The 22350-nt window shown below is 70.7% G+C and carries 15 protein-coding genes and 3 pseudogenes; 5 read left to right on the forward strand and 13 right to left on the reverse strand.

All coding sequences use genetic code 11. The features are described from left to right. Positions 1–51: 51 nt before the first annotated feature. Positions 52–1173, reverse strand: coding sequence for a PP2C family protein-serine/threonine phosphatase (locus QC385_RS00590; protein ID WP_279539239.1), 1122 nt, complete (start codon positions 1171–1173; stop codon positions 52–54). Between the two features lie 200 nt (positions 1174–1373). Between QC385_RS00590 and QC385_RS00595 the strand changes: the two genes are divergently transcribed. Continuing rightward, the gene (locus QC385_RS00595; protein ID WP_279539240.1) at positions 1374–4121 is read left to right on the forward strand and encodes a SpoIIE family protein phosphatase/ATP-binding protein; all 2748 of its coding nucleotides are present in this window, start codon (positions 1374–1376) and stop codon (positions 4119–4121) included. A gap of 128 nt (positions 4122–4249) precedes the next feature. Here the strand turns inward: QC385_RS00595 and QC385_RS00600 are convergent, their stop codons facing one another. From QC385_RS00600 to QC385_RS00610, 3 genes are all read right to left on the reverse strand, one after another. After that, a complete protein-coding gene (locus tag QC385_RS00600; RefSeq protein WP_279539241.1) occupies positions 4250–5968 on the reverse strand; it encodes an acyl-CoA dehydrogenase family protein in 1719 nt (572 codons plus the stop codon). Positions 5969–6047: 79 nt separating this feature from the next. Then, positions 6048–6614 carry a PadR family transcriptional regulator gene (locus QC385_RS00605; protein ID WP_279539242.1) on the reverse strand — a complete coding sequence of 189 codons (567 nt, stop codon included), beginning with the start codon at positions 6612–6614 and terminating at the stop codon, positions 6048–6050. 262 nt (positions 6615–6876) lie between these two features. Further along, complete coding sequence (locus QC385_RS00610) at positions 6877–9351, reverse strand: SpoIIE family protein phosphatase (RefSeq protein WP_279539243.1); 2475 nt, start codon at positions 9349–9351, stop codon at positions 6877–6879. Positions 9352–9515: 164 nt separating this feature from the next. Here QC385_RS00610 and QC385_RS44165 point away from each other — a divergent pair. After that, positions 9516–9622, forward strand: a pseudogene (locus QC385_RS44165) (transposase); the annotation flags it as partial. On the opposite strand, the gene QC385_RS00615 reads toward QC385_RS44165, so the two are convergent. The 4 genes and pseudogenes from QC385_RS00615 to QC385_RS00630 all read right to left on the reverse strand — a co-directional run bounded on the left by QC385_RS00615 (position 9621) and on the right by QC385_RS00630 (position 11719). Further along, positions 9621–9806: a P-type ATPase gene (locus QC385_RS00615; RefSeq protein WP_279539244.1), complete on the reverse strand. Its 186-nt coding sequence runs from the start codon at positions 9804–9806 to the stop codon at positions 9621–9623. The pseudogene QC385_RS44165 and the gene QC385_RS00615 overlap by 2 nt on opposite strands. Before the next feature lie 218 nt (positions 9807–10024). Continuing rightward, positions 10025–10321 (reverse strand): annotated as a pseudogene (locus QC385_RS00620) (SDR family NAD(P)-dependent oxidoreductase); the annotation flags it as partial. A 79-nt stretch (positions 10322–10400) separates the two neighbouring features. Then, complete coding sequence (locus QC385_RS00625) at positions 10401–11165, reverse strand: SDR family NAD(P)-dependent oxidoreductase (protein WP_279539245.1); 765 nt, start codon at positions 11163–11165, stop codon at positions 10401–10403. Positions 11166–11314: 149 nt separating this feature from the next. Further along, complete coding sequence (locus QC385_RS00630; RefSeq protein WP_279539246.1) at positions 11315–11719, reverse strand: ester cyclase; 405 nt, start codon at positions 11717–11719, stop codon at positions 11315–11317. 383 nt (positions 11720–12102) lie between these two features. On the opposite strand from QC385_RS00630, the gene QC385_RS00635 reads away from it, so the two are divergent. Further along, positions 12103–13062 (forward strand): helix-turn-helix domain-containing protein, encoded by a 960-nt coding sequence (locus QC385_RS00635; RefSeq protein WP_279539247.1) that lies wholly within the window; start codon positions 12103–12105, stop codon positions 13060–13062. A 534-nt stretch (positions 13063–13596) separates the two neighbouring features. Here QC385_RS00635 and QC385_RS00640 read toward each other — a convergent pair. Next, positions 13597–13827 (reverse strand): annotated as a pseudogene (locus QC385_RS00640) (pirin family protein); the annotation flags it as partial. 686 nt (positions 13828–14513) lie between these two features. Here QC385_RS00640 and QC385_RS00645 point away from each other — a divergent pair. Further along, entirely contained in the window at positions 14514–15899 is a 1386-nt protein-coding gene (locus QC385_RS00645; RefSeq protein ID WP_279539248.1) for an MFS transporter, read from the forward strand. Between the two features lie 60 nt (positions 15900–15959). Here QC385_RS00645 and QC385_RS00650 read toward each other — a convergent pair whose 3' ends face one another. From QC385_RS00650 to lnt, 4 genes are all read right to left on the reverse strand, one after another. Continuing rightward, positions 15960–17900, reverse strand: a complete 1941-nt coding sequence (locus QC385_RS00650) for a helix-turn-helix domain-containing protein (RefSeq protein WP_279539249.1) — start codon at positions 17898–17900, stop codon at positions 15960–15962. A 73-nt stretch (positions 17901–17973) separates the two neighbouring features. Beyond that, positions 17974–18774 carry a 3-hydroxybutyrate dehydrogenase gene (locus QC385_RS00655; RefSeq protein ID WP_279539250.1) on the reverse strand — a complete coding sequence of 267 codons (801 nt, stop codon included), beginning with the start codon at positions 18772–18774 and terminating at the stop codon, positions 17974–17976. 54 nt (positions 18775–18828) lie between these two features. Further along, complete coding sequence (locus QC385_RS00660; RefSeq protein WP_279539251.1) at positions 18829–19308, reverse strand: NUDIX hydrolase; 480 nt, start codon at positions 19306–19308, stop codon at positions 18829–18831. Between the two features lie 68 nt (positions 19309–19376). Then, complete coding sequence (gene lnt, locus QC385_RS00665; protein ID WP_279539252.1) at positions 19377–20993, reverse strand: apolipoprotein N-acyltransferase; 1617 nt, start codon at positions 20991–20993, stop codon at positions 19377–19379. A 313-nt stretch (positions 20994–21306) separates the two neighbouring features. On the opposite strand from lnt, the gene QC385_RS00670 reads away from it, so the two are divergent. Then, the gene (locus QC385_RS00670) at positions 21307–22338 is read left to right on the forward strand and encodes an O-antigen ligase family protein (RefSeq protein WP_279539253.1); all 1032 of its coding nucleotides are present in this window, start codon (positions 21307–21309) and stop codon (positions 22336–22338) included. The last annotated feature ends 12 nt before the right edge of the window (positions 22339–22350 follow it).

The following is a 22350-nucleotide window of genomic DNA, read 5'->3' on the forward strand; positions in this document are numbered from 1 at the left end:
TCATTCGGCCAAAACCAGGACTCGCGGTGTCCGGCATGCGGACACGAAGACTCAGGCCTCGGTGCCGGCGGTTCCCCGATCCTGCGCGTTGGAGGACCTCAGCGCGAGGGCCGCGATGTCGTCGTCGAGCTTTCCGCCGCTGTGCTGCAGCAGAGCCCGGTGCAGCTGGTCGAGCAGCTCGCGGGGCTGCCCCAGGCCCTGCCGCCGCATCCAGTCCGGCAGCGGGAAGAACTCGCCCGCGTGGTCCCGGGCCTCCGATACGCCGTCCGTGTAGAGCAGCAACTGGTCCCCCGGGGCGAAGGCGACGACGTCGACCCAGTAACGGTCACCGATGAGCGCTGCGAGGTTGAGAGGCGGGGAGGCGATGGTCGGAACCAGGACCCGGACCATTCCGTGATGCGCGAGCAGCGGCGGGGGATGCCCGCAGTTGAGAAGTCGTACGCAGCCGCCACGGTGCGGGATCTCGGCGAGGAGAGCGGTGGCGAAGTGCTCGGGCTGGTCCTGGGCCGGAAACGCGGCGCTGTGCCGCGTGACGGCGGTCTCGAGACGGTGGATGATGCCCCGCAGGTCGGGCTCGTCGTAGGCGGCCTCTCTGAAGCAACTGACCACCGCCGAGGCCGCCCCCACTGCGGACAGGCCCTTGCCCCGTACGTCGCCGATGAGCAGCCGGACCCCGTGCGGTGTACCGATGGCCTCATAGAAGTCGCCGCCGATCCGGGCCTGCTCTTGGGCCGCCAGGTACAGCGACTCGATCTCGACGCCCTCGATGCGGCGTGGCAGCGGGCGCAGCAGCACCTTCTGGGCCGCGTCGGCGACGAGCCGGATCTGGAAGAGCATTTCCTCACGCTGGAGTCGGACATGACTCCCGTATGCGGCCGCCAGGGTGACCGCGACGATCGCGGCCGCCGTGTACTGCGTCCCCAGATCGGTGTAGAAGAAGCTGAGGACGATCATGAGCAGCAGGCAGAACGCCCCCAACAGGATCGTGGGGAGCACGGGCCACATCGCGGCGGCAAGGGCGGGCGCGGCGGGCAGGAGGCGGCTGAAGGCGATCTCCCTGGGCGTGGAGAACGCCAGGCCGGCGATGAGGGCGGTCAGGATGACGGGTGACAGCCGGGCAGCTTCCCATCGGCCGCTGTAGGCGGGGCGACGCCGCCACAGCCGTGCAGACATGATCACAAAATGCATAATATCGGCCTAATAAGACATCGGGTGCGGAAGGATCATGCGCCGCACGCGAGAACTGCGCGTCGGACGGCCACGTCCGGAGGAGCCGAAGCCACGCAGCGCATGCCACCCGGACGCCCGAGGTCAGCCGGGCACGGGTCGGCCGAGCCCTGGTCACTGAGGATCACCGATGCTAGAAAGGTCGCATGGCGAATCCTTTCGCCCGTTTTCGACACCTGTCAGGCCAGCGCCTCCTCAGCAAGGGCACGCGGAGCGTGGCCGGGCAGGTGCTGGTTTTCCAGGTGGCTCTGGTAGTGCTGCTCGTGACCTGCGGCGTCTTCGCTCTCATCCTGCAGTCGGAGCGGGACTCCAGCGCCGAGGCCAGGCGGCGCTCCACGGCCGTGGCACAAACCTTTGCGCACTCACCAGGCGTCCTGGCGGCATTGCGGACCCCGGATCCGAGCAGGATCCTCCAGCCGCTCACCGAGGCGGCACGCCGGGCCGCCGACGTCGACTTCATCGTGGTCATGGACACGGAGGGCATCCGGTACACGCACCCGCTGCCGGAGCGAATCGGAAAACGGTTCGTGGGCGAGATCGGGCCGCCGCTGGCGGGGAAGGTCTACGTGGAGAGCGTCGACGGCCCGCTCGGTCGCGAGGTGCAGGCCACGGTGCCGATCGAGAACGCCGACAGCCAGGTGGTGGCCCTCGTCTCGGCCGGTATGAAGGTCGAGAACGTCGAAAGCCAGTTGGCCCGGCAGCTACCGATCATCCTGGGCGCCGGGGCCGCAGCGCTCGCGCTGTCCATCGGTGTCACGGCGCTGGTGGGCAAGCGGCTGCGACGCCAGACACACAGCCTGGCCCCGGACGAGATGACCCTGATGTACGAGCACCACGACACTGTGCTCCACTCCGTTCGGGAAGGGGTACTGATCGTGGCCGCCGACGGGCAGCTGATGCTGGCGAACGACGAAGCCAGACGCCTGCTGGAGCTGCCCCCCGACGTCGAGGGGCAGCTCGTCTCGGAGCTGCCGGGCCTCGATCCCGAGACGAAGGCGCTGCTCGCCTCCGGGCGCGAGGCCACCGACGAGGTGCACCTCGCGGGCGAGCGGCTGCTCGCGGTCAACCAACGGCCCACGGACTTCGGGTCAGGCCCCGGGGGAACGGTGGTGACACTGCGCGACTCCACCGAGCTACAGGCGGTGACCGGCAGGGCGGAGGTGGCACGGGAGCGGCTCAGGCTGCTGTACGACGCCGGACTCCGCATCGGTACCACCCTGGACGTGCTGCGCACCGCCGACGAGCTGGCGCAGGTCCCGGTTCCTCGCTTCGCGGACTTCGTCACCGTGGACCTGGCCGACGCCGTCCTGCACGGCGAGGAGCCGGCCCTCACGGCGACGGACATGCGACGCGCGGCCGTGTGCGGCATTCAGGACGACCATCCGCTCTCCGAACAGGGCAGGCTTTTCGACTACCTTCCCGCCACGCCCCAGGCGCGCGGCTACGGCAGCGGCCGGTCCCAGTTGGTGAGCGATCTGCCGGCCGCCACGGGCTGGCGCGTGCAGGATCCCGAGCGCGCCAGGGCGATCATCGACCACGGCATCCACTCCCTCATCAGCGCCCCCATCCAAGCCCGTGGCGTCGTGCTGGGCATGGCCAATTTCTGGCGCGCGCACCAGCATGAGCCCTTCGACGAAGAGGATCTGTCGCTGGCGGAGGAGCTGGTGGCCCGTGCCGCGATAAGCATCGACAATGCCCGCCGTTACACCCGCGAGCACGCTCTGGCAGTCACCCTCCAGCGCAGCCTGCTGCCTCAGGCCGTGCCGGAGCAGAACGCCCTCGACATCGCCTACCGCTACCTCCCCGCCCAGTCGGGCGTGGGCGGAGACTGGTTCGACGTGATTCCCCTGCCGGGGAGCCGGGTGGCACTGGCCGTCGGCGATGTGGTCGGCCACGGCCTGCACGCCGCCGCCACGATGGGACGGCTGCGGACCGCGGTGCACAACTTCTCCGCTCTCGATCTGCCACCCGACGAGCTGCTGAGCCATCTGGACGACCTGGTCGGGCGCATCGACCAGAACGAGACGGCGGAGAGCGCAGCGGGCGTCGTGGGCGCCACCTGCCTGTACGGGATCTACGACCCCGTGACGCGCAACTACGTCATGGCGCGTGCGGGGCATCTGGCGCCCGCGCTGGTCCAGCCCGACGGAACCGTCACCTTCCCGGACGTGCCGGCCGGTCCGCCCCTGGGCCTCGGCGGCATGCCGTTCCAGACCGCGGAGCTGTGCCTCGCGGAGGGAACCCAGCTCGTCCTGTACACCGACGGACTCATCGAGGACCGCAGACGCGACCTGGACGTGGGAATGGAGATTCTGCGCGACACGCTGACGGGCCAGTCCGGCCGACCGCCCGAGGAGACCTGCCAGGACGTGCTGGACAGGCTGCTCCCCGATCGTCCCAAGGACGACGTCGCCCTGCTCGTCGCCCGCACTCGGGTACTGCCGCGCGACCACATCGCCGACTGGGATGTACCAGCGGACCCGGCCGCCGTCTCGGGTATGCGCGACGCTGTGTCCCGAAGGCTCGAAGCATGGGGCCTGTCAGAGTTCGGCTTCACCATGGAGCTGATCCTGAGCGAGCTCATCACCAACGCCATCCGCTACAGCGCCGGACCGATCCACGTGCGGCTGATCCGCGACCGCACGCTGATCTGCGAGGTGGCCGACGGCAGCAGCACCTCACCGCATCTGCGGTACGCCGCGACGACGGACGAGGGAGGCCGTGGCCTGTTCCTGGTGTCGCAGATGGCTGAGCGCTGGGGCACCCGGTACACCCCGCAGGGCAAGGTGATCTGGGCCGAACAGGCCCTGCCCGAGGTCGGCCGGCAGCCCGTCCCGGCACCGGCCGACGCGGACACGCCCCCGGAGGCAACCGACCCGAAAACCCTGACATAAGGGCGGCGGCGATCAGGTGATGACGTGTGGCCCTCCGCGCGGCAGGTCGCGCGGAGGGCCACGGTGCGAGCGTTACCGCTCCCTGGGGCCCTGACCGTCACATGTCGACGAGCCCCCTGGGCGGACTGTCACGGCGCCATCTCGTACGCCCCGGCCAGTGCCTCCACGCGCTCCCAGACCCGTCCCGAACGCGCTTCGTCGACGACGGGACGCCGGACGGCACCGAGCGCCCAGCGCTGCTGATCCACCGTGGCGGAGTCCTTGCCGTGCAGTTCGACGGCGAAGGCCGAGAAGTCGCGGACGAGGACGGAGAACAGCTCGTCGAGCACATCCTCGTCCAGGTCCGTGAGGCGGGCCTGCTCCAGGATCAGCTGGCCGTGCACCACCAGCGCGAACAGCTGGCCGACGGCGAGAAGAAGATCGAGGTCGCGGCTCTGCTCCTCGTCGGGGGCCGCGGTGGCGACGAACTCGCACAGGGCGTCGGCCTGCTCCCGGAAGCGGGCGACGTTCGGCACGCCGGCGTATGCGTCGTAGGCGGGGCGCCAGTCGTGGAAGCGGACGGAGCCGAGGCCACGGGCCGGTCCCTGCGCGAAGAGGAACGTGTCGTCGGCCGCGTCGAGACGGGTCGGCACGGCCGCGAACTCGGCCGGGTGCAGTAGGTGGTTGCGCATGAACTTGAGGATCAGCGCGAGGTTGACGTGAACCGTGCCTTCGAGCTTGGGCAGCCCCCGGATCTCGACTGCGGCCTGGGCGAAATAGGTGTCCTTCTCGAAGCCCTTGGCGGCGATCACGTCCCACATCAGGTCGATGACCTTCTCGCCCTCCGTGGTCACCTTCATCTTCGTCATCGGGTTGAAGAGCAGGTAACGGCGGTCGTCCGGCGAGGCGGAGCGGAAGTAGTCGACGGCGCGGCCGCTGAACAGCTTCATGCCGACCAGGCGGACGTACGCGTCGGCCAGCTCGCGGCGCACGTGCGGGAAGGCGGTGACGGGGCGGCCGTACAGGATGCGGTGCTGCGCGTGGGTCACCGCCTCGTACATCGCGTGCTCGCAGATGCCGATCGAGGCGGTGCAGAGGTTGAACTTGCCGACGTTGACGGTGTTGAGGGCGGCGTCGAAGGCGGCGCGGCCCGTGTGCAGGACGTCGTCCGGGCCCACCGGGTAGTCCTCCAGGCGGAACTCGCTGACGTACTTCGAGGAGTCCACGACGTTCTTGACGAGGTGATAGGCCGGGTGGCGGCTGTCGGCGGCGAAGAAGACGTAGCCGTCCGGGCCCTCGATGTCGGCGCGTCGGCCGAAGACCGAGACGAGCCCGGCGGCATTGCCGTTGCCGATGTAGTACTTGGAACCCGTCGCCCTGAAGCCACCGTCGCCGTCCGGCGTCAGCAGCATGTCGGTGGAGTAGATGTCGGCGCCATGGGTCTTCTCGGAGAGACCGAAGGCGAACACCTCGCCCTGGGCGAGGAGTTCCGCCGCGCGGGTACGCGCCGCGGTGTTGTCGCTCTGCCAGACCGGTCCGAGGCCGAGGATGGTCACCTGCCACGCGTACCAGTAGTCGAGACCGTAGAACCCGAAGATCTCGTTGAGGGCGGCGATCCGGGCCGTGTCCCAGCGCTGGTCCTCGCGCCCTGCGGCGGACGCCGGGGTGAGGAAGGTGGCGAACAGCCCCTCCTTGGCCGCGAACGCGAGGAAGTCGGCCAGCCAGGCGCGGGAACGGTAGTCCTCTATGAGCCTGCGCTTGCCGCGGTCCTCGAACCAGTCGACGGTGGCACGCAGCAACCTGCGGGTCTCGGGGTCGAACTGCGCCGGGTCGTAGGTACGGGGGTTGAAGAGGAGGGGGTCGGCCATGGAGGTCCGCCTTCCGGTGGTTGAGGGTGGAGGGTGCGGGTCTGAAGGTCGCGGGGCGCGGGCTGCGGTGGCCGGCAGGTCAGGCTTGCGGGTGTGACGTGCCGAGCCGGCGGAGGGTGGCGAGTACGTCGTCGAGCCAGGCGATCGTCATCCGCTCGTACGCGATGCCGCCACGCAGCACGACATGCTGTAGCTCCTGACCGGCGTCGAGCGAGGTGGGAGCCGCCGGGCCGGTGAAGTCGCGCAGCTCCCCGGCCAGATAGTGCGCGAGCCGGTCGATGTGCACCTGGCGGTGCCGCTCGACCTCACGGATCAGCACGGACGGGTCGTCGAAGGCCGCGCCGCGGATCTTCACGGCGAGTTCGTGCCGCATGCTCTCGGGTTGGATCGATTCGTGCAGCCACTGAGAGAGGGCGGCGCGGCCGGGGCCTACGACGGAGTACTCCTTCTTGTCCGGTCGGCTCTGCTGCGACAGCTCACGGACGGCGAGCAGGCCCTCGCTCTCCATGCGCTTGAGAACGCGGTAGATCTGCTGGTGCGTGGCGGTCCAGAAGTATCCGATGGACCGCTCGAACCGCCGGGCCAGCTCATAACCGGAGCCCGGCTTCTCCAGCAGGGAGACGAGGATCGCGTGCTCGAGCGCCATACCTCGATCCTCTTATGCAACTCGTTGCATAGCCAAGTGGCGCTGCCCAGGTGAGACAGGGCTCACGCGGGGCGGCGGTGGACGACCCACATCTTCATGCTCGCGGGCTCGATTGAGGCTCTCGCGGAGACTCGGGCGGCGCCCTCATGGTGGCCGCACGCACCTTGGCACCCAGAACTGCGGTGTCCCACCAAGCTCAAGCACAACAAGCCCGCGACCGCTGTGACCGTCCGGAGTGATCGGTGAGCAGCGCCGGTGCGCGTCAGCCGTTCGCACCGAGCCGGCTGTCGCGCTCGCGCACACGCTCTTCCGGCAGTGGCTGTTCCGCCCAGATCGTCTTGCCGGCGGAGGTCTGACGACTGCCCCAGCGCTCGGCGACCTGGGCGACGAGCAGCAGGCCGCGTCCGCCCTCGTCGTAGGTGCGGGCCTGCCGCAGGTGGGGGGCGGTGCTGCTGCCGTCGGAGACTTCGCAGATGAGTGCGCCGGCGCGGATGAGCCGCAGCTCGACGGGGCTGCTGCCGTATCGGATGGCGTTGGTGACCAGCTCGCTGACGATCAACTCGGTGGCGAACTCGAGCTCGCCCAGCCCCCAGGTGTCCAGCTGCTCGGCCGCCACCTTGCGGGCCCCGGCGACGGCCGCGGGATCCATGGGCAGCTGCCAGGTGTGTACCTGGTCCGCGCCGAGAGTGGAGGTGCGGGCCAGGAGCAGGACGATGTCGTCGGCAGGGGGGTCGGGCAGTACCTTGCGCAGCACTTCGTCGCAGGTTTCCTCCAGGCCGGCGGCCGGGCGGCGCAACGCTTCACACAGCAGGTCGAGTCCGACGTCGATGTCGCGGTCGGGGGCCTCGATCAGGCCGTCGGTGTAGAGGGCGAGCAGGCTGCCCTCGCCCACATCGACCCGGGCGGCCTCGAAGGGCAGTCCGCCCAGGCCGAGCGGTGGCCCGGCGGGCAGGTCCAGTACTTGGACGGTGCCGTCGGAGGTCACCAGCACGGGCGGCGGGTGCCCGGCCCGTGCCAGGTCGCAGCGGCCGGTGACGGGGTCGTAGACGGCGTAGAGGCAGGTGGCACCTACCTCCCCCGAGGCCTCCTCCGCCTGCCCTCGAGTATCCGGGCCTTCCTCCCGGTCGAGGCGGATGACCAGGTCGTCCAGCCGGGTAAGCAGCTCGTCGGGCGCGAAGTCGGCGTCGGCGAGCGTGCGTACCGCGGTGCGCAGGCGGCCCATCGTGGCCGAGGCGTGCACGCCGTGGCCCACGACGTCGCCGACCACCAGCGCGACCCGTCCCCCGGACAGGCCGATCACGTCGAACCAGTCTCCGCCGATCTCGTCCCCCGAACCGGCGGGGAGGTACCGGTGGGCGAGGTCCACCGCCACCGCTCCCGTCAGCCGCTCGGGCAGCAGACTGCGCTGGAGGGTGAGCGCGGTCCGGTGCTCGCGGGTGTAGCGGCGGGCGTTGTCGATGCTCACCGCCGCCCTGGCGGCGATCTCCTCGGCGAGCGTCAGGTCGTCCTGGACGAAGGGATCCGCAGTACGGTGCCTCAGGAGCTGCATCACGCCCAGGGTGACGCCCCGCGCGCTCAGCGGCACCATCATCACCGAATGGATCTTGAATCGCCTCATGCTCTCGGCACGGGCCGGGGAAGCCGTCGACCATGCACGCAGCAGTGGATCGCCCGCACTGTAGTGGCTGCCCCGGCGGGTGATCAGCGCCTGGGCCGGTGGGGAGCCGGGCGGGTAGACGTCGGTGCCACCTGTGGGAACGACGGATTCCGGGTCTCCCGGGAGCACCGACCGCTGTGCGGTACGGCGGCAGACGACCGGCGTGCCGGGGGGTACCGTTCGCGGCTCGTGTCCCTGGACGACCGACTCCAACAGGTCGACGGTGGCGAAGTCGGCGAACCCGGCTACCGCGACCTCGGCCAGTTCCTGGGCTGTCCGGGTCACATCGAGCGTGCTGCCGATGCGCGCGCTGGCGTCGTTCAGCACGGCGAGGCGACGCCGAGCCCAGTACTGCTCGGTGATGTCGATCACCAGCGCCGACATCCCCAGCACCGCGCCCGCCCGGTCCTTGAGTGGGGAGAGGAACAGATGCCACGCATGGTCGCGGACCTCACCCAAGGCCCGGAACGGCTGCCCCTCGCGGGAGATCCCCTCACCGGTGTGCACGACCTGGTGCTGAAGGCGGTCGATCTCGTCCATGGGCGGGGTGGGATAGATCTCCCACAACGTAAGGCCTCTCATCTCCTCCGGTGTCAGCCCCATGGCACGACTCATCACCTGATTGCAGGTGACGAACCGCGCCTCGCTGTCGTAGACGGCCACGGGCAACGGGAGCTGCGCGAGCGTGAGGTCCCACAGCGCCGCCATCCCCGCATCCGTCGGTCCGGAGGCGTACGTCACCGTCGCCGGGGTGACGATCCAGTGAGTGGCGCCGTACACGTCCGCCAGCGGGGTGCCCCGGATCTGCACGGTGACACGGTCTCCGTGCCGGTTCCGCAGCACCACGTCGCTCGTCCACGGTTCCCTGGCGGCAAGGTGGCGCCGCATCGCGAAGGGCAGCCTCGCGGCGAGCAGGCCGGCGACCTGCCGACCCACCACTTCCTCGCGCTCGTAGCCGAGCAGTCGCCCAGCTCCGGCGCTCCACATCGTGACGGCTCCGCGGGCGTCGATGACGACCGCGAAGTCGTCGGGTGCGGCTGGTCCCCTTGCTCCTGTGGTCGTGTCGGGCTCGTTGTCCATGGAGTATCCCGACCTCGTTCCTCAGCGCCCAGGCACAGCGCTGCGTCACCCGTCACGGGTGCTGTCTCCAGCATCCCGCCGCGGGACACGGCGCTCAACCGGCCGCAGCGGGCGGGCGACGGACCTCGGGGACGGACCGAGCCGGAGAGCGCCGACGCCGACGGCACGACGAGGGCCCAGTGCTGGTGGTCGACGAGACCGGGGACGTGAAGAAGGGCACGCACACCGTCGGCGTCCAGCGCACCTGTACACCGGCACCGCCCGGAGGATCAGAATGCCCGGAGTCCGTCGACGGCGGGAGCGGTGGTCTTGGCCCCGGAGTGGGACTCACCTGTCAGAGCGGCCTCGGCGGCTTCGACGGTTTCGGTGACCACCAGGCGTCCGTCGGCCGGGACACGGTCGCCGGCTTCCAGCAGGACCACGTCGCCGGGCACGAGGTGGCGCGCCGGAACCATACGGAGCTGGCCGTCGCGGCGTACCGGGCGGTGGGGACCAGCATCTGACGCAGCGCTGCCAGGCTGCGCTCGGCGCGGCGTTCTTGCAGGTAGCCGATGGTGGCGTTGATGAGAAGGACGAGGGTGATGACGATGGCGTCCTCGACGTCGCCGATGATCCCCGCGACGACGGCTGCGACGAGCAGGATGCCGATCAGCCAGCTGCGAAACCGGTCCAGCAGGCGCAGCCACTGCGGTCGGCGGGCCGGTTCGGCAAGTTCATTGGCTCCCCAGGCGGCCTGCGCGGCGGTCTCGGCGTCCTCCAGGCTGGTGACGTCGAGCCTGGTGACCAGCAGACTGTCCTGCGGCCCGCCGAGGACCTTCTCGACCTCCTCGGGGCGACGGCCGGTGGCGACGACCTGGTGGCCGGCGGCGAGGGCCTCGCGGGCGATGTCCGTGACCAGACCGCGTCCGGCGCCGGTGACGAGAATGACCTTGCTCATGCGGGTTCCTTTCAGGCGCCGTGCATCCGGCATCTGGTGTGTGCGGTGGTGATGGGTCGTGCCGTCCCGGCGGCCGACCAAGCGGGGATGGGTCGGCCGGGCCGGACGGCCGTCAGGCTTGTTCGGTGGGCATGATCCACAGTTCGGCGATGGAGGCGTGGCGGGGCCGGGTGACCATGTAGGCGATGCCGTCGGCTATGTCCTCGGGGGCGAGGATCTCGGTCGTGTCGAGGAAGGGCTGGATCATCTCGCCGTGGATCTCGGGCTTGTTGTGCGAGTCCAGTTCGGTGTTCACACCGCCCGGCTCCAGGACACCGACGCGCAGGTGCCGTTGGGTGACTTCCTGGCGCAGGGACTCGGTGAAGCCGTTCACACCGAACTTGGTGAGGTTGTAGACGCCGTAACCGTTCCAGGCCACGCGGCCCGCGATGGAGCTGATGTTGACGATGTCGGCGACCCGGCGCGTCCCGTCCTCGGCGGCCTTGAGCAGGTGCGGGAGGGCGGCGCGGGTGGTGTAGAGCAGACCCTGCACGTTCACGGCGATCATGCGCTCCCACTCCTCGGCGTCCGCGCCGACGACGGGGCCCAGCAGCATCAGGCCGGCGTTGTTGACCAGGATGTCCAGCCGACCGAGGTGCTCGACGGTCCGCTCGACGGCAGCCTCCGCCTGGGCGCGGTCGGTGATGTCGGCCTCCACCACCAGCGCGGTGCCACCGGCCTTCCCGATCTCGGCGGCGAGTCCGTCCAGACGGTCCTTGCGGCGAGCCACCAGGGCCACGGACGCACCATGCTCGGCGAGTTGGCGGGCGGTGGCCTCGCCGATCCCGCTGCTCGCGCCGGTGACGAGAGCAACAGTGCCAGTCAGTTTCGATGCCATGGGGGTGTCTGTTTCCTTGGTTCTCTTCGTCGGTTCTCTGCATGTGCGGCACAGGGCCGGGGCGGGCCTGTGCGTGCCGTGGGCGCGGCGAGCGCCGGTCATCGCGTCGGCGTGGGGGGTGAATGCGGGTGCGGTACAGAGTTCCGCTGCTATGCGGCGGGGATGGCGCCCATCTGCCGGAGGATGCCGAGCATGTCGAGCTGGGCGCGCTCCTCGACGATCTTGCCGTGGGACAGGCGGTAGAAGGCCATGCTCTCCGAGCGGATCGCCTTGCCCGTGGCCTCGACCCCGGCGAAAGGTCCTTCGTGGGTGCCCGTCATGGTGTAGCGGATGGCCACGGTGTCGCCCTCGGCCCGCATGTCCTGCACCGTCCACTTGAGGTCGGGGAAAGCCTTCAGGTTCGCGGCGACGATGCCGAGGTAGGTGTCCCGGCCCTGCCACGTCTGGCCGCCGGAGTGCACGACGATGTCCGGGCTGACGAACTTGCTCGCCAGAGCGGGATCGCGACCGGGCAAGTACTCACTGGTGTAGCGCTCCATGATGCGCTTGTTCATCTGAGCGGTCCCGTGGTTCCAGGAGACTGATTCCGCCGTGACTCGAGACGGCGACCCGGAACCGGTGGTGCGGTCGGCCGTATCGGCCGCCGCTCCCGATCCGAAGGCCGCGAGGCTGAGCGCTCCCAGCGCCGTGACTACGGCGGCCGGCTTGGTGTATCGACGCATGATCGTCCCTCTGACTCCGTTGATCACAGCGCCGACGGCGCCGCGAAGGGGCTGGAAAGCGACGGAACAAGCGCCGCCATATCCGGGCCATTCACACCGCCGTGGGGCGGGGCACCACCAACAGAACCGGTTGTCACGGGAGCGTGGGAGTCCCTGATGAGGGGGTCACTGACAGGGACCCCCAACGCCGCGGAAGCGCTCGTAGAGTGGAGCCCATGGCAGGAAGAAAAGACCCCTACGGCACCAACCGCGACATCCGTGATGATTTCCGCGCAGAGATCCGGGAATTCCTCGGCACGCGACGGGCCAAGGTCACCCCCGAACAGGCCGGACTGCCGACCTACGGCGGAGAGCGCCGACGCGTCACCGGACTGCGCCGCGAGGAGGTCGCCCTGCTCGCGGGCATCTCCAGCGAGTACTACACCCGGCTGGAGCGCGGCAACGCCACCGGCGTCTCAGAGAGCGTCATCGAAGGCATCGCGCAAGCGCTGCAGCTCGACGAAGCCGAACGCATCCACCTGCTCCACCTCCTGCGCGGCGCCGGCACGACCCGCCCGCCACGCCGCCGTCCCGCCCAGCAGCGCGTGCGGCCCGCAGTGCAGCGCGTCCTCGACTCGATGAGCGGCACACCCGCGTTCGTCCTCAGCGGGCGGGGGGACATCCTGGCCACCAACGACCTCGGGCGCACCCTGTACTCCCCGGTCTACGCCGACCCTAAGCGCCCGCCCAACAACGCCAGGTTCGTCTTCCTCGACCCGCAAGCGACCGAGTTCTTCCGCGACTGGGACCAGGTCGCAGGCGACTGTGTCGCCATGCTGCGCGCCGAGGCCGGCCGCGATCTCTACGACCGGCGGCTGACCGACCTGATCGGCGAACTGTCCACCCGCAGCGAGGAGTTCCGTCACCGGTGGGCCGCCCACAACGTCCGGATGCATACCACCGGCGTGAAGCTTCTGCACCACCCGGTCGTCGGCGACCTCGACCTGCCTTTCGAGACCTTCCCGGTGGGCGGCGACCCCAGCCAGGTCCTCCTCACCTACACCGCTGAGCCCGCCTCACCCTCGCAGGACGCCCTGAATCTGCTGGCCAGTTGGTCCGCGGCCAACGACGACATCGAGCGGTCCACGCCGGCCGACGATTCCGAGCCGGCCGACTCGGCCGAGACACCCGACTGATCGGTCGAAACGGCTCGGCCGCTGCCAGCCGTGCGGTTCCGTTCGGGGCGACGGCCATGAGATATGACCAGCCGCGCTGCCCACCAGCAGACGAAGAACCCGCTCGTCACTCTCCGGCGCAGCGCTTCTCGGACCAGACGCGAGCGGGGCTGCCGACCGACCGCGTGCCACCAGAAGTGTGTGGAATCTCCACAAGACGGCAGCCTGAGCGACGCCGCCCTTCCGTAACGCCTGACTCAGCCACCAGCCAGGTCAGCATTGGTGCGGACACCACCGAACCTGCAAAACGCCTCCGCAAGCGCTGAAGCTGGGAAAAGGACCTCTCACCCCAACCTGACGAGGCGTCAGCAAAGTCAGTATTACGTCAGTAAGAGTCCTGCCACAGCCGCCCACAGACAGCCACACTGTGGAATCGCCAACCGCACCGGCCAGAGCCAGCCGGCCGTTCCGAAGTCTTGCGGCAGGTGGAAGGTAGCGAGAATCACGCGACAGCCTTCCACCCGGCCGCCACCAACGCTGACACGTTTTCGCAGGTCATCGCACTCTCCCCCGCGGTTTCAATGGCACCCGCGGCAGTTCCGGTGCGGGCAGCGGATCCCCGTCGTACCCCTTCACCTCCCCGAACCGTGTCCCTTCTATCCAGTCCCGACGCGCCTGTACGATCCCTTCCTGAGATCGCCCGATCCAGTTCCAGAACAAGTGGAACAGGCCTACATCGGCGAGCGGGCCACCGAGCAGGGCCATCTCTGAGTCCGGTACGGCGCGTGGGGCGGGTGAGGCCGGCGGGTCGAAGACAGCGCCGTCGAGCCGGTAGTCCTCGGTGCACCAGGGTGCGGCGCCGCTTGGCGAGCGATCGGCTTCCCAGGCTCTCGGCCAGTTCGCCGAATGCGTCCCCAATCCACAAGCACACTCACGGCAAGCATCTGACGGTCACGACACCAGAGCTGTCGCCGGCTCCGGCATGCACAGCCGAGCTGCCGCGCCACACAACCGCGCAGACGGTGTTCGCTCGCGGGCGCCGCACCACGCACAGGCCCACCATTCCGCTCACCTCAGACCTAATCCCCGTGCTCCCAGGTCTCAGCTCCATGCAGGACCAGGCGACGGCTGCTGTCCGATCGATCCCAGATGACCGAGTTCAACGCAGCGTAGTCAGCACCAAGTCAGCACGGGAGAGGTGAAGACGGGTGATGAGGTGCGCTTTTAGTCAGCACCAAACCAGCACGGGAGTCAGCACGCCATCGCTAAATCATCCCGAATGACGCAACACGGACACTGTCCGATCTGCCACCGAGCAAGCCCTCGAAACTGCCCACGAAACCCCTACATAGGGGCGGCACGCACACACTGCCCGCGAACTATGTAGTCCCACCACATGTGCCCCTGACCTGCGCGTTCCTACGGTGTTCCGACACCGACCCGTCCCCACCGCACACGAGGAAGTGGCGCGCATGACCTCCGCAACAACCGCTCCCCCACCCCCCGCCAGCCTCAAACGCATCGTCACCGCCAGCCTCATCGGCACCACCATCGAGTGGTACGACTTCTTCCTCTACGGCTCCGCCGCCGCGCTCGTGTTCAACAAGCTGTTCTTCCCGGACTCCGACCCGCTCGTCGGCACGCTGCTGTCGTTCCTGACGTACGCGGTCGGGTTCGCCGCCCGGCCGCTCGGCGCGCTGGTGTTCGGGCACTACGGCGACCGGCTCGGGCGCAAGAAGCTGCTGGTGCTGAGTCTGCTGCTGATGGGCGGGGCGACCTTCGCGATCGGGCTGCTGCCGACGCACGCCACCATCGGAACGGCCGCGCCGGTCCTGCTCACCGTGCTCCGGCTGGTGCAGGGCTTCGCGCTCGGCGGCGAGTGGGGCGGTGCCGTGCTGCTGGTGTCGGAGCACGGGGACGCGCGGCGGCGTGGGTTCTGGGCCTCGTGGCCGCAGACCGGCGCACCGGCGGGGCAGCTCCTCGCCACCGGTGTGCTGTCCCTGCTGACCGCCGTGCTGTCGGACGCCGCGTTCGGCGACTGGGGATGGCGGATCCCGTTCCTGCTCTCCGGGGTGCTGGTGATCGTCGGTTTGTGGATACGTCTGTCTGTCGATGAATCGCCGGTCTTCAAGCAGGCGTTGGCGCAGGCCGAGGCCCGCAAGGCAGACCGGGCCGCGACCGCCGAGAAGCTGCCGCTGGTCGCCGTGCTGCGGCATCACTGGCGTGACGTCCTGATCGCGATGGGCGCGCGCATGGCGGAGAACATCAGCTACTACGTCATCACCGCGTTCATCCTCGTCTACGCCACCACCTCGGCCGGCCTCTCCAAGCAGACCGCGCTCAACGCCGTACTGATCGCCTCGGCCGTGCACTTCGCCGCCATCCCGGCGTGGGGCGCGCTCTCCGACCGGATCGGCCGCCGTCCCGTGTACCTGATGGGTGCCGTCGGCGTCGGGCTGTGGATGTTCCCGTTCTTCTCGCTGATCGACACCGGCGGCTTCGGCAACCTGATCCTCGCCGTCACGGTGGGATTGGTGCTGCACGGGGCGATGTACGCGCCCCAGGCCGCCTTCTTCTCCGAGATGTTCGCGACGCGGATGCGCTACTCGGGAGCGTCCATCGGCGCCCAGTTCGCCTCGGTCGCGGCGGGTGCGCCCGCGCCGCTGATCGCCACCGCGCTGCTGTCCGACTACGGCAGCTCCACGCCGATCGCCCTGTACGTCATCGGCGCCGCCGTCCTCACGGTCATCGCGGTGGCGGCGGCCAAGGAGACCCGCCACCGCGATCTGGCCGACGTCGCCGCTCCCGCCGACGTGGACCGGACCACGGCACCGGCGGCGGACGTCCGGACACCCTGAGTTCTCCCGGCACTGGCCCCCGTGTGTGCGTCCCCGCGTGCGGGGGCCCGCCCATGGGGGTCAGTGCCGCCCCGACAAACGGTGCAACCGCAGGGCGAGTTGTATCTCCAGGGCGCGGACCGGGTGCTGCCAGTCGTCGCCGAGGAGGCGGCCGACGCGCTCCAGGCGCTGGGCGACCGTGTTCACATGGACGTGCAGTTCGTCCTTGGTGCGGGCGGGGCTCATGCCGCAGGCGAAGTACGCGTCGAGGGTGCGCAGCAGCTCGGTGCCGCGTCGTCGGTCGTACGCCACGACCTGGCCGATGGTGCGGTCGACGAAGCCGGGGATGTCCCGGTCACCGGCCAGGAGCAGTCCCAGGAAGCCGAAGTCCTCGGCGGCGGCGCCGTCCCCGGAGCGGCCGAGGAGCCGCAGGGCGTCGAGGCAGCGCCGGGCCTCGGCGTAGGCCGTGGCCACGGCGTCAGGGCGGGTGGCGAGGTTCTCTTCGGGTGCGGAGGCGCCGACGGTGACCGGTGCGTGGACCGCCGTGCCCAGGTGCCGGGCAGCGCGACGGGCCAGTTCGGTGGCGGTGTCTCCGGGCCCGAGGGGCAGCAGCAGGACGGTGCCGCCGTCGCGTGCGGCGGCGAGGCCGTGCCGGGTCGCGGCGAGGTGGGACGCGGCGGCGGCGAGGCGTCTGCGGGCGTCCGCCTCCTGGTCGGCGTCGGGCGCGTCGCCCTCCAGACGCGCGGCCAGTACGACGTGGACGGCGTCGAGGTCGGCGTGGAGGCGGGCCGCGCGCTCCCGCAGCAGGCGCGGGTCACGGTCGCGGGCGTCGAGCAGGTCGTCCAGGAGTTCGCCGCGGACGCGTTGTTCGGCCTCGGCGGCGGACCGGCGGGCCAGGAGCAGCAGGGAGGTGACCATGGCGGCACGCTCCAGAGTGCGCTGGTCGACGGGGTCGAGCCCCGGGTGGCCGCGCAGCACGAGCGCGCCGAGCAGTTCTCCGCCGGCGGCGACGGCGGCGATCCAGTCGTCCTCGTGCCGCACCGCGTGGCCCTCCGCGCGGGACGCCTCCAGGGCCTCGGCCGGTGCCGCGGTGGCCTCGGCGAACTCGACCATGCCGTCGAGGACCTCGGAGACGGCGGCGGCCACGTCGTGGACCCCGCCGCCGCGCAGGACGAGCTCGGCGAGCCGGTCGTGCACGTCGGAGGCGCGCTCGATGACGCCGCTGCGGTCCTGGATGATCTCGTTGGCCCGCTCCAGGTCGGCGAGGGCCGACCTGGTCTCGGCGAGCAGGTTGGCGGTGTCGATGGCGGCCGCGGCGAGGGCGGCGAAGGAGCCCAGCAGGGCGATCTGCTCCCGCTCGAAGACCCGCGCGCGGCGGTCCGCGGCGAACAGCACGCCGATGACGTGGTGCCCGAGCGTGAGCGGCACGCCGAGGATGGCCACGAGCCCCTCGTCCCGCACGCCGGCGTCGATGGTGAGGGTGTGCTGGAAGCGGTCGTCCTTGAAGTAGTCGTCGGTGACATAGGGGCGTGCGGTCTGTGCGACCAGGCCGCCGAGCCCCTCCCCCATGCCGAGCCGCAGCTGCTGGAACCGGGCCGCGACCGAGCCCTCGGTGACCCGCATGTAGGTGTCGCCCCTGGCCGGGTCGTTCAGGCTGAGGTAGGCGACGTCCGTGCCCAGCAGCGACCGGGCGCGCTGCACGATCGCCTGGAGCACGGCGTCCAGGTCGCGCAGCCCGGCGAGGTCGTGGGCGGTCTCGAACAGGGCGGACAGCTCGGCCTCGCGGCGGCGCCGTCCCTCCAGCTCCGAACGCACGCGCAGGGCGAGCGGCTTGGCCCGCTGGAGCGCGGCGATCCACTCCGCCGGGCGCCCTTCGGCGCGCGCGAGCAGCACCGGCTGCTCGTAGGCGTCGGCGGACGCGCCCCGGGCCAGGAGCTCGAGGTACGGCGTCTCCGCGGCGGCCGGGGGTGGTTCGGCGATGCCGGCGGAGCGCTCGGCCGGCTGCACGTGATCGCTGGACATGTTCACAGGATTCACCATGACCGGGCCGTCCCGTCAGCCCTGTGGACGACTCCCGACGGACGCTCAGAGCCGCTCAGTGGGCGGTCCAGCCGCCGTCGAGCACGAGCGAGGTTCCGGTCACGAAGGACGCCTGCGGACCGCACAGGTACGCCACGGCCTCGGCGACCTCCTCCGGCTCGATGAGCCGCTTGACGGCACTGTCCTGGAGCAGCACCTCCGACAGCACCCGCTCCTCGGGGATGCCGTGCGCCCGGGCCTGGTCGGCGAGCTGCTTCTCGACCAGTGGGGTGCGCACATAGGCGGGGCTCACACAGTTGGAGGTGACACCGTGGGGTGCGCCTTCGAGGGCGGTGGTCTTGGAGAGTCCCTCCAGCCCGTGTTTGGCGGCCACATAGGCCGACTTGTAGGCCGAGGCGCGCAGCCCGTGGACGGACGACACGTTCACGATGCGGCCCCATCCCTGTCCGTACATGTGGGGCAGGGCACCGCGGATCAGCCGGAAAGGTGCCTCCAGCATCACGGTGAGCACCGTGTGGAAGACGTCGGGTGGAAACTCCTCGATGGGGCTCACGAGCTGGAGCCCGGCGTTGTTGACGAGGACGTCGGTGCCCGCGGCGGCGAGTTCGGCGGCGTCCAGGTCGGTGAGGTCGAGGACGTGCGGTTCCACGGTGCCCGCGAGGTCACCGCCCTGTCCGGCGAGCGCCTCCAGGCCCGCGGCGTCCCGGTCGACCGCTCTCACCTTCGCCCCGGCGGCCGCGAGCCGCAGCGCGCAGGCACGGCCGATGCCGCCGGCGGCGCCGGTGACGAGCGCGGTGCGGCCGCCGAGGTCGAGCGGGCAGGCGTGGGGTGCCGGAAGGACATGAGGCGCGGTCATGCCTCGACCCTAGGCAGCGCTCCCGCCGCGCCCCATGTGGTCACGCCCTACAGTTCAGCCGGATGCAGTGGGGTCGAACCATGTGGGGGCGTCCGACAGGGCCTGCTTGATCCGCAACAGCCCGAACTCCTCCAGCGCGGGCAGGGCATCGATGTCGAACCAGGCCACATCCAGCGACTCGTCGTCGTTGACCCGCGCCTCGCCGCCGACGGCCCGGCAGCGGATGGTGATGTCCATGTACTGGCAGATGTCGCCGTTCTCGTAGGTGACGGGGTCCAGTGCCTGGACGAGGACGACCCGTTCGGCGACACAGCGCACGGCCGTCTCCTCGTAGACCTCCCGCACGGCGCAGGCCGCCGGCTGCTCCCCCGGATCCGGGATGCCCCCGATCACGGACCACCTGCGGGTGTCGGCCCGGCGGTTGAGCAGCACTCTGCCCTCGTCGTCGAAGACGAGGGCGGTGACTCCGGGAAGCCAGAGCAACTGATGTCCGGTCGAGGCACGGAGAGTGCGGATGAAGTCGGGAGTAGCCATGCCGCCGACCCTAGTGGGCGGCTTTCGGTGCCCCGGCGGGTTTCAGGCGGCGTGCGTCCGGCGTACGGCTACACGTCACCGGCGCGTCGCCCGCCCATTCCGGCCGCCACGGCCCAGCCCAGGCCGCCGGCCGCGACCAGCACGAGAGCGATCTCCGGCAGGATGCCCAGCTGCGTGGCGGGCGTCTGCGAGGAGCGCAGCGGCACCTTCTGCACCAGTGAGTCGGCGACGAACATCCCGGTCTTCTGCGTGATCCTGCCGTCCGGCATGATGATCGCGCTGACGCCGCTGGTCACCGGCACGGTCACGGTCCGGCTGTGCTCGACCGCGCGTACCCGGGACATGGCGAGCTGCTGGTAGGTCATCTCGCTGCGGTCGAAGGTGGCGTTGTTGCTCGGCACGGAGATCATCTGGGCGCCGTCGGTGACCTCGGAGCGCACGGTCCAGTCGAAGGCCGCTTCGTAGCAGGTGACGAGACCGACCTTGGCGCCGTCCATGGTGAACACGCCGGGCTTGGTGCCCCGGCTGAAGTCCTGGCGCTGCATCGAGGTCCAGTTGCTGTTGATCGCCCCGATCAGCGAGCGGAACGGCAGATACTCGCCGAACGGCTGGATCTGGCGCTTGTCGTAGGTGTCGACGGGCCCCTTCGCCGGATCCCACAGGATCTGCTCGTTGTAGAGCTTGCCGTCCCGTTCGACGACGCCGCCGACCGAGATGGGCACGCCGACGGCCTTGGCCGCCGTGTCGATCACGGCGCGGGCGTCGGGGTTGGCGAACGGGTCGATGTCCGACGAGTTCTCCGGCCACAGTACGAAGTCGGGCCTGGCGACCTTGCCCGCCTTGACCTCCGCGGCAAGGCGTTCGGTCTCGCGCGCGTGGTAGTCGAGAACGGCCCGCCGCTGGGAGTTGAAGTCGAGGCCCGCCCGCGGCACATTGCCCTGGACCACGCCGACGGTGACGCTGCCGTCCTCGGCCTTGTCGCTGACCAGCGGGCGGGCGGCGACGGCCGCCACGACCGGGACGGCCAGGCTCAGCAGACCCACCGCCGCCGTGGCCCGTCGCACCGTGCCCGTCCGCCGGGTCTCCGCGGCGAGGCGGACGACCTCGTACAGTCCGAAGCCGCACAGGACCACCGCGAAGCCGAGCACCGGGGTGCCGCCCAGCGCGGCGAGCGGCAGGAACACACCGTCCGCCTGCCCGAACGCGATCTTCCCCCAGGGGAAGCCTTCGAACGGCACGCGCGCGCGTGCCGCCTCGCCGGCGATCCACAGAGCGGCCGCCCACACCGGCCATACGGGCAGCTTCGACACGGCGGCGACGCCCGCGCCGACCAGAGCGACGAAGACGGCCTCGATCGCCACGAGGGCGAGCCAGGGGCCTGGACCGACCTCCACTCCGGTCCACACCAGCAGCGGCAGCAGGAAGCCGAGCCCGAAGAGGTAGCCGAGGCCGAGCCCCGCCTTCCAGCCGCGTCCGCGCAGCACCCAGCCGAAGACGGCGAAGGCCGGCAGGGCCAGCCACCACAGGGTGCGGGGCGGGAAGCTGACGTAGAGCAGGACGCCGGAGAGCGCGGCTGCGGCGGCCGGGAGGAGGCGCCGAAGCCACCGGGCCCAGGCCCGCGCCTCGGGCGCGACCCGCGGCTCCAGCTGGTCCGGCTCGCCGACGGAGGTTGCGGTGACGGTCACTCCCGGAGTGTAAGGCGAGTGACCTTGACACCGACAGCGCGGTCCACCGGGCGGCGGCGTCACGCGCCGCGGACCCGACCGCGCGGAGCCTCGCCGTGTATCTGCCGCAACGTTCCTGCTCATTTCGTGACGACACATCCACAAACCGTCCACCAGCGGCTACGGTGTCCCGAAGCCTCAGTCGCACGGCCGGTGGCGGCCCGTGCGACAGGGGTCTTCACAGGCCGGGGGCGACGCGTACGGGGGGCGGGGCGGGGTGGGTTCCAGTGGGCTGACGTCCGCGTCCGGGCAGGACGCGGACGGTGAGAGACCAATGGCTGTGGACGCGGCGGGCGTCGTGGTGCTGGGAGCTTGCGCCGGCTGGTCCCTGATCACGGCGGCGGTGCACGGCGGCAGGCCCGAGGGTGTGCTGCTCGCGGTGCTGGCTGTGGCGGCCGGGTACGCCGCCGGCCGGATCGGCGGGGCGCTGCTGCCGGTCGGCGCGCCCTGCGCCGGGGCGCTGGCCGGCGTCGGGCTGACCGTGGCCGTTCCGCACCTCGCGCCGGGCCCGCAGATCGCCACACCTCTCGGGCATGCCGGGGCGACGGCTGCCGTGCTGACGCTGTCGGCCGGTGCCGCGTGCTGCGCGGCCTGGGCCGCTCGCCTTCCGGCCGTGCGGTTCGCCCTGTGGCTGCTGGCCGCCGGGGCGGCGGTGCTGGCGGCCGTGCTCGGCTCGGCCACCGGCTGCGTCGCCTCGGTCGCGGTGCTGTTGTGCTCGCTGGCCGCCGGCCGCACCCGGCATCTCGGCGCGGGCCTCGCCGTACTGGGCACGGTCGCCGTCCTCGTGACCGGCCTGACGTGGGCGGTCGCGGCGCGGGCCGTACCGGGCGGGCTCATGACCGCCGTCGAGGAGCGGCTCACGCCGCACCGAGTACAGCTCTGGCAGGACGCCTGGCACCAGCTGCGCGACGATGCCGTCCTGGGGATCGGCCCGGGGCGCTTCGGAGAGCTGAGCACGACGTCCGCACAGTCACTGCTGTCCGACGGCAAGCCCCACTCGGCACCCCTTCAGCAGGCGGCCGAACAGGGCATCGTCGGTGTGGTGCTGCTGGCGGCGGCGTTCGGCTGGATGCTGTACGCGCTGTGGCGCGGCCCCCGCCCGACGCCGGTGGCGCTCACCGCCGGCGCGGCCCTGACGGCGCTGGCGGCCATCGCCGCGATCGGCAACGCGCTCAGCTTCACGGCGGTGTCGGTGGGTGCGGGACTGCTGGCGGGCATGGCCACGGCCCGGCCGCTCGTCGCCGAACCGGCGGGCACCGCCCCGGACGCGCGTCCCAGAGGCGCCGGACGCACCCCGGCGTGGTGATCAGAAGCCTGT

Origin of the sequence: Streptomyces sp. DH10 (assembly GCF_029813805.1) — a bacterium.
Lineage (GTDB): Bacteria > Actinomycetota > Actinomycetes > Streptomycetales > Streptomycetaceae > Streptomyces > Streptomyces coeruleofuscus.

Excerpts from the sequence above, each read along its gene's own strand:
- QC385_RS00590 (WP_279539239.1), bottom strand. The coding sequence starts at position 1,173 with ATGTCTGCACGGCTGTGGCGGCGTCGCCCCGCCTACAGCGGCCGATGG.
- QC385_RS00595 (WP_279539240.1), top strand. The coding sequence starts at position 1,374 with ATGGCGAATCCTTTCGCCCGTTTTCGACACCTGTCAGGCCAGCGCCTC.
- QC385_RS00600 (WP_279539241.1), bottom strand. The coding sequence starts at position 5,968 with ATGGCCGACCCCCTCCTCTTCAACCCCCGTACCTACGACCCGGCGCAG.
- QC385_RS00605 (WP_279539242.1), bottom strand. The coding sequence starts at position 6,614 with ATGGCGCTCGAGCACGCGATCCTCGTCTCCCTGCTGGAGAAGCCGGGC.
- QC385_RS00610 (WP_279539243.1), bottom strand. The coding sequence starts at position 9,351 with ATGGACAACGAGCCCGACACGACCACAGGAGCAAGGGGACCAGCCGCA.
- QC385_RS00615 (WP_279539244.1), bottom strand. The coding sequence starts at position 9,806 with ATGGTTCCGGCGCGCCACCTCGTGCCCGGCGACGTGGTCCTGCTGGAA.
- QC385_RS00625 (WP_279539245.1), bottom strand. The coding sequence starts at position 11,165 with ATGGCATCGAAACTGACTGGCACTGTTGCTCTCGTCACCGGCGCGAGC.
- QC385_RS00630 (WP_279539246.1), bottom strand. The coding sequence starts at position 11,719 with ATGAACAAGCGCATCATGGAGCGCTACACCAGTGAGTACTTGCCCGGT.
- QC385_RS00635 (WP_279539247.1), top strand. The coding sequence starts at position 12,103 with ATGGCAGGAAGAAAAGACCCCTACGGCACCAACCGCGACATCCGTGAT.
- QC385_RS00645 (WP_279539248.1), top strand. The coding sequence starts at position 14,514 with ATGACCTCCGCAACAACCGCTCCCCCACCCCCCGCCAGCCTCAAACGC.
- QC385_RS00650 (WP_279539249.1), bottom strand. The coding sequence starts at position 17,900 with ATGTCCAGCGATCACGTGCAGCCGGCCGAGCGCTCCGCCGGCATCGCC.
- QC385_RS00655 (WP_279539250.1), bottom strand. The coding sequence starts at position 18,774 with ATGACCGCGCCTCATGTCCTTCCGGCACCCCACGCCTGCCCGCTCGAC.
- QC385_RS00660 (WP_279539251.1), bottom strand. The coding sequence starts at position 19,308 with ATGGCTACTCCCGACTTCATCCGCACTCTCCGTGCCTCGACCGGACAT.
- QC385_RS00670 (WP_279539253.1), top strand. The coding sequence starts at position 21,307 with ATGGCTGTGGACGCGGCGGGCGTCGTGGTGCTGGGAGCTTGCGCCGGC.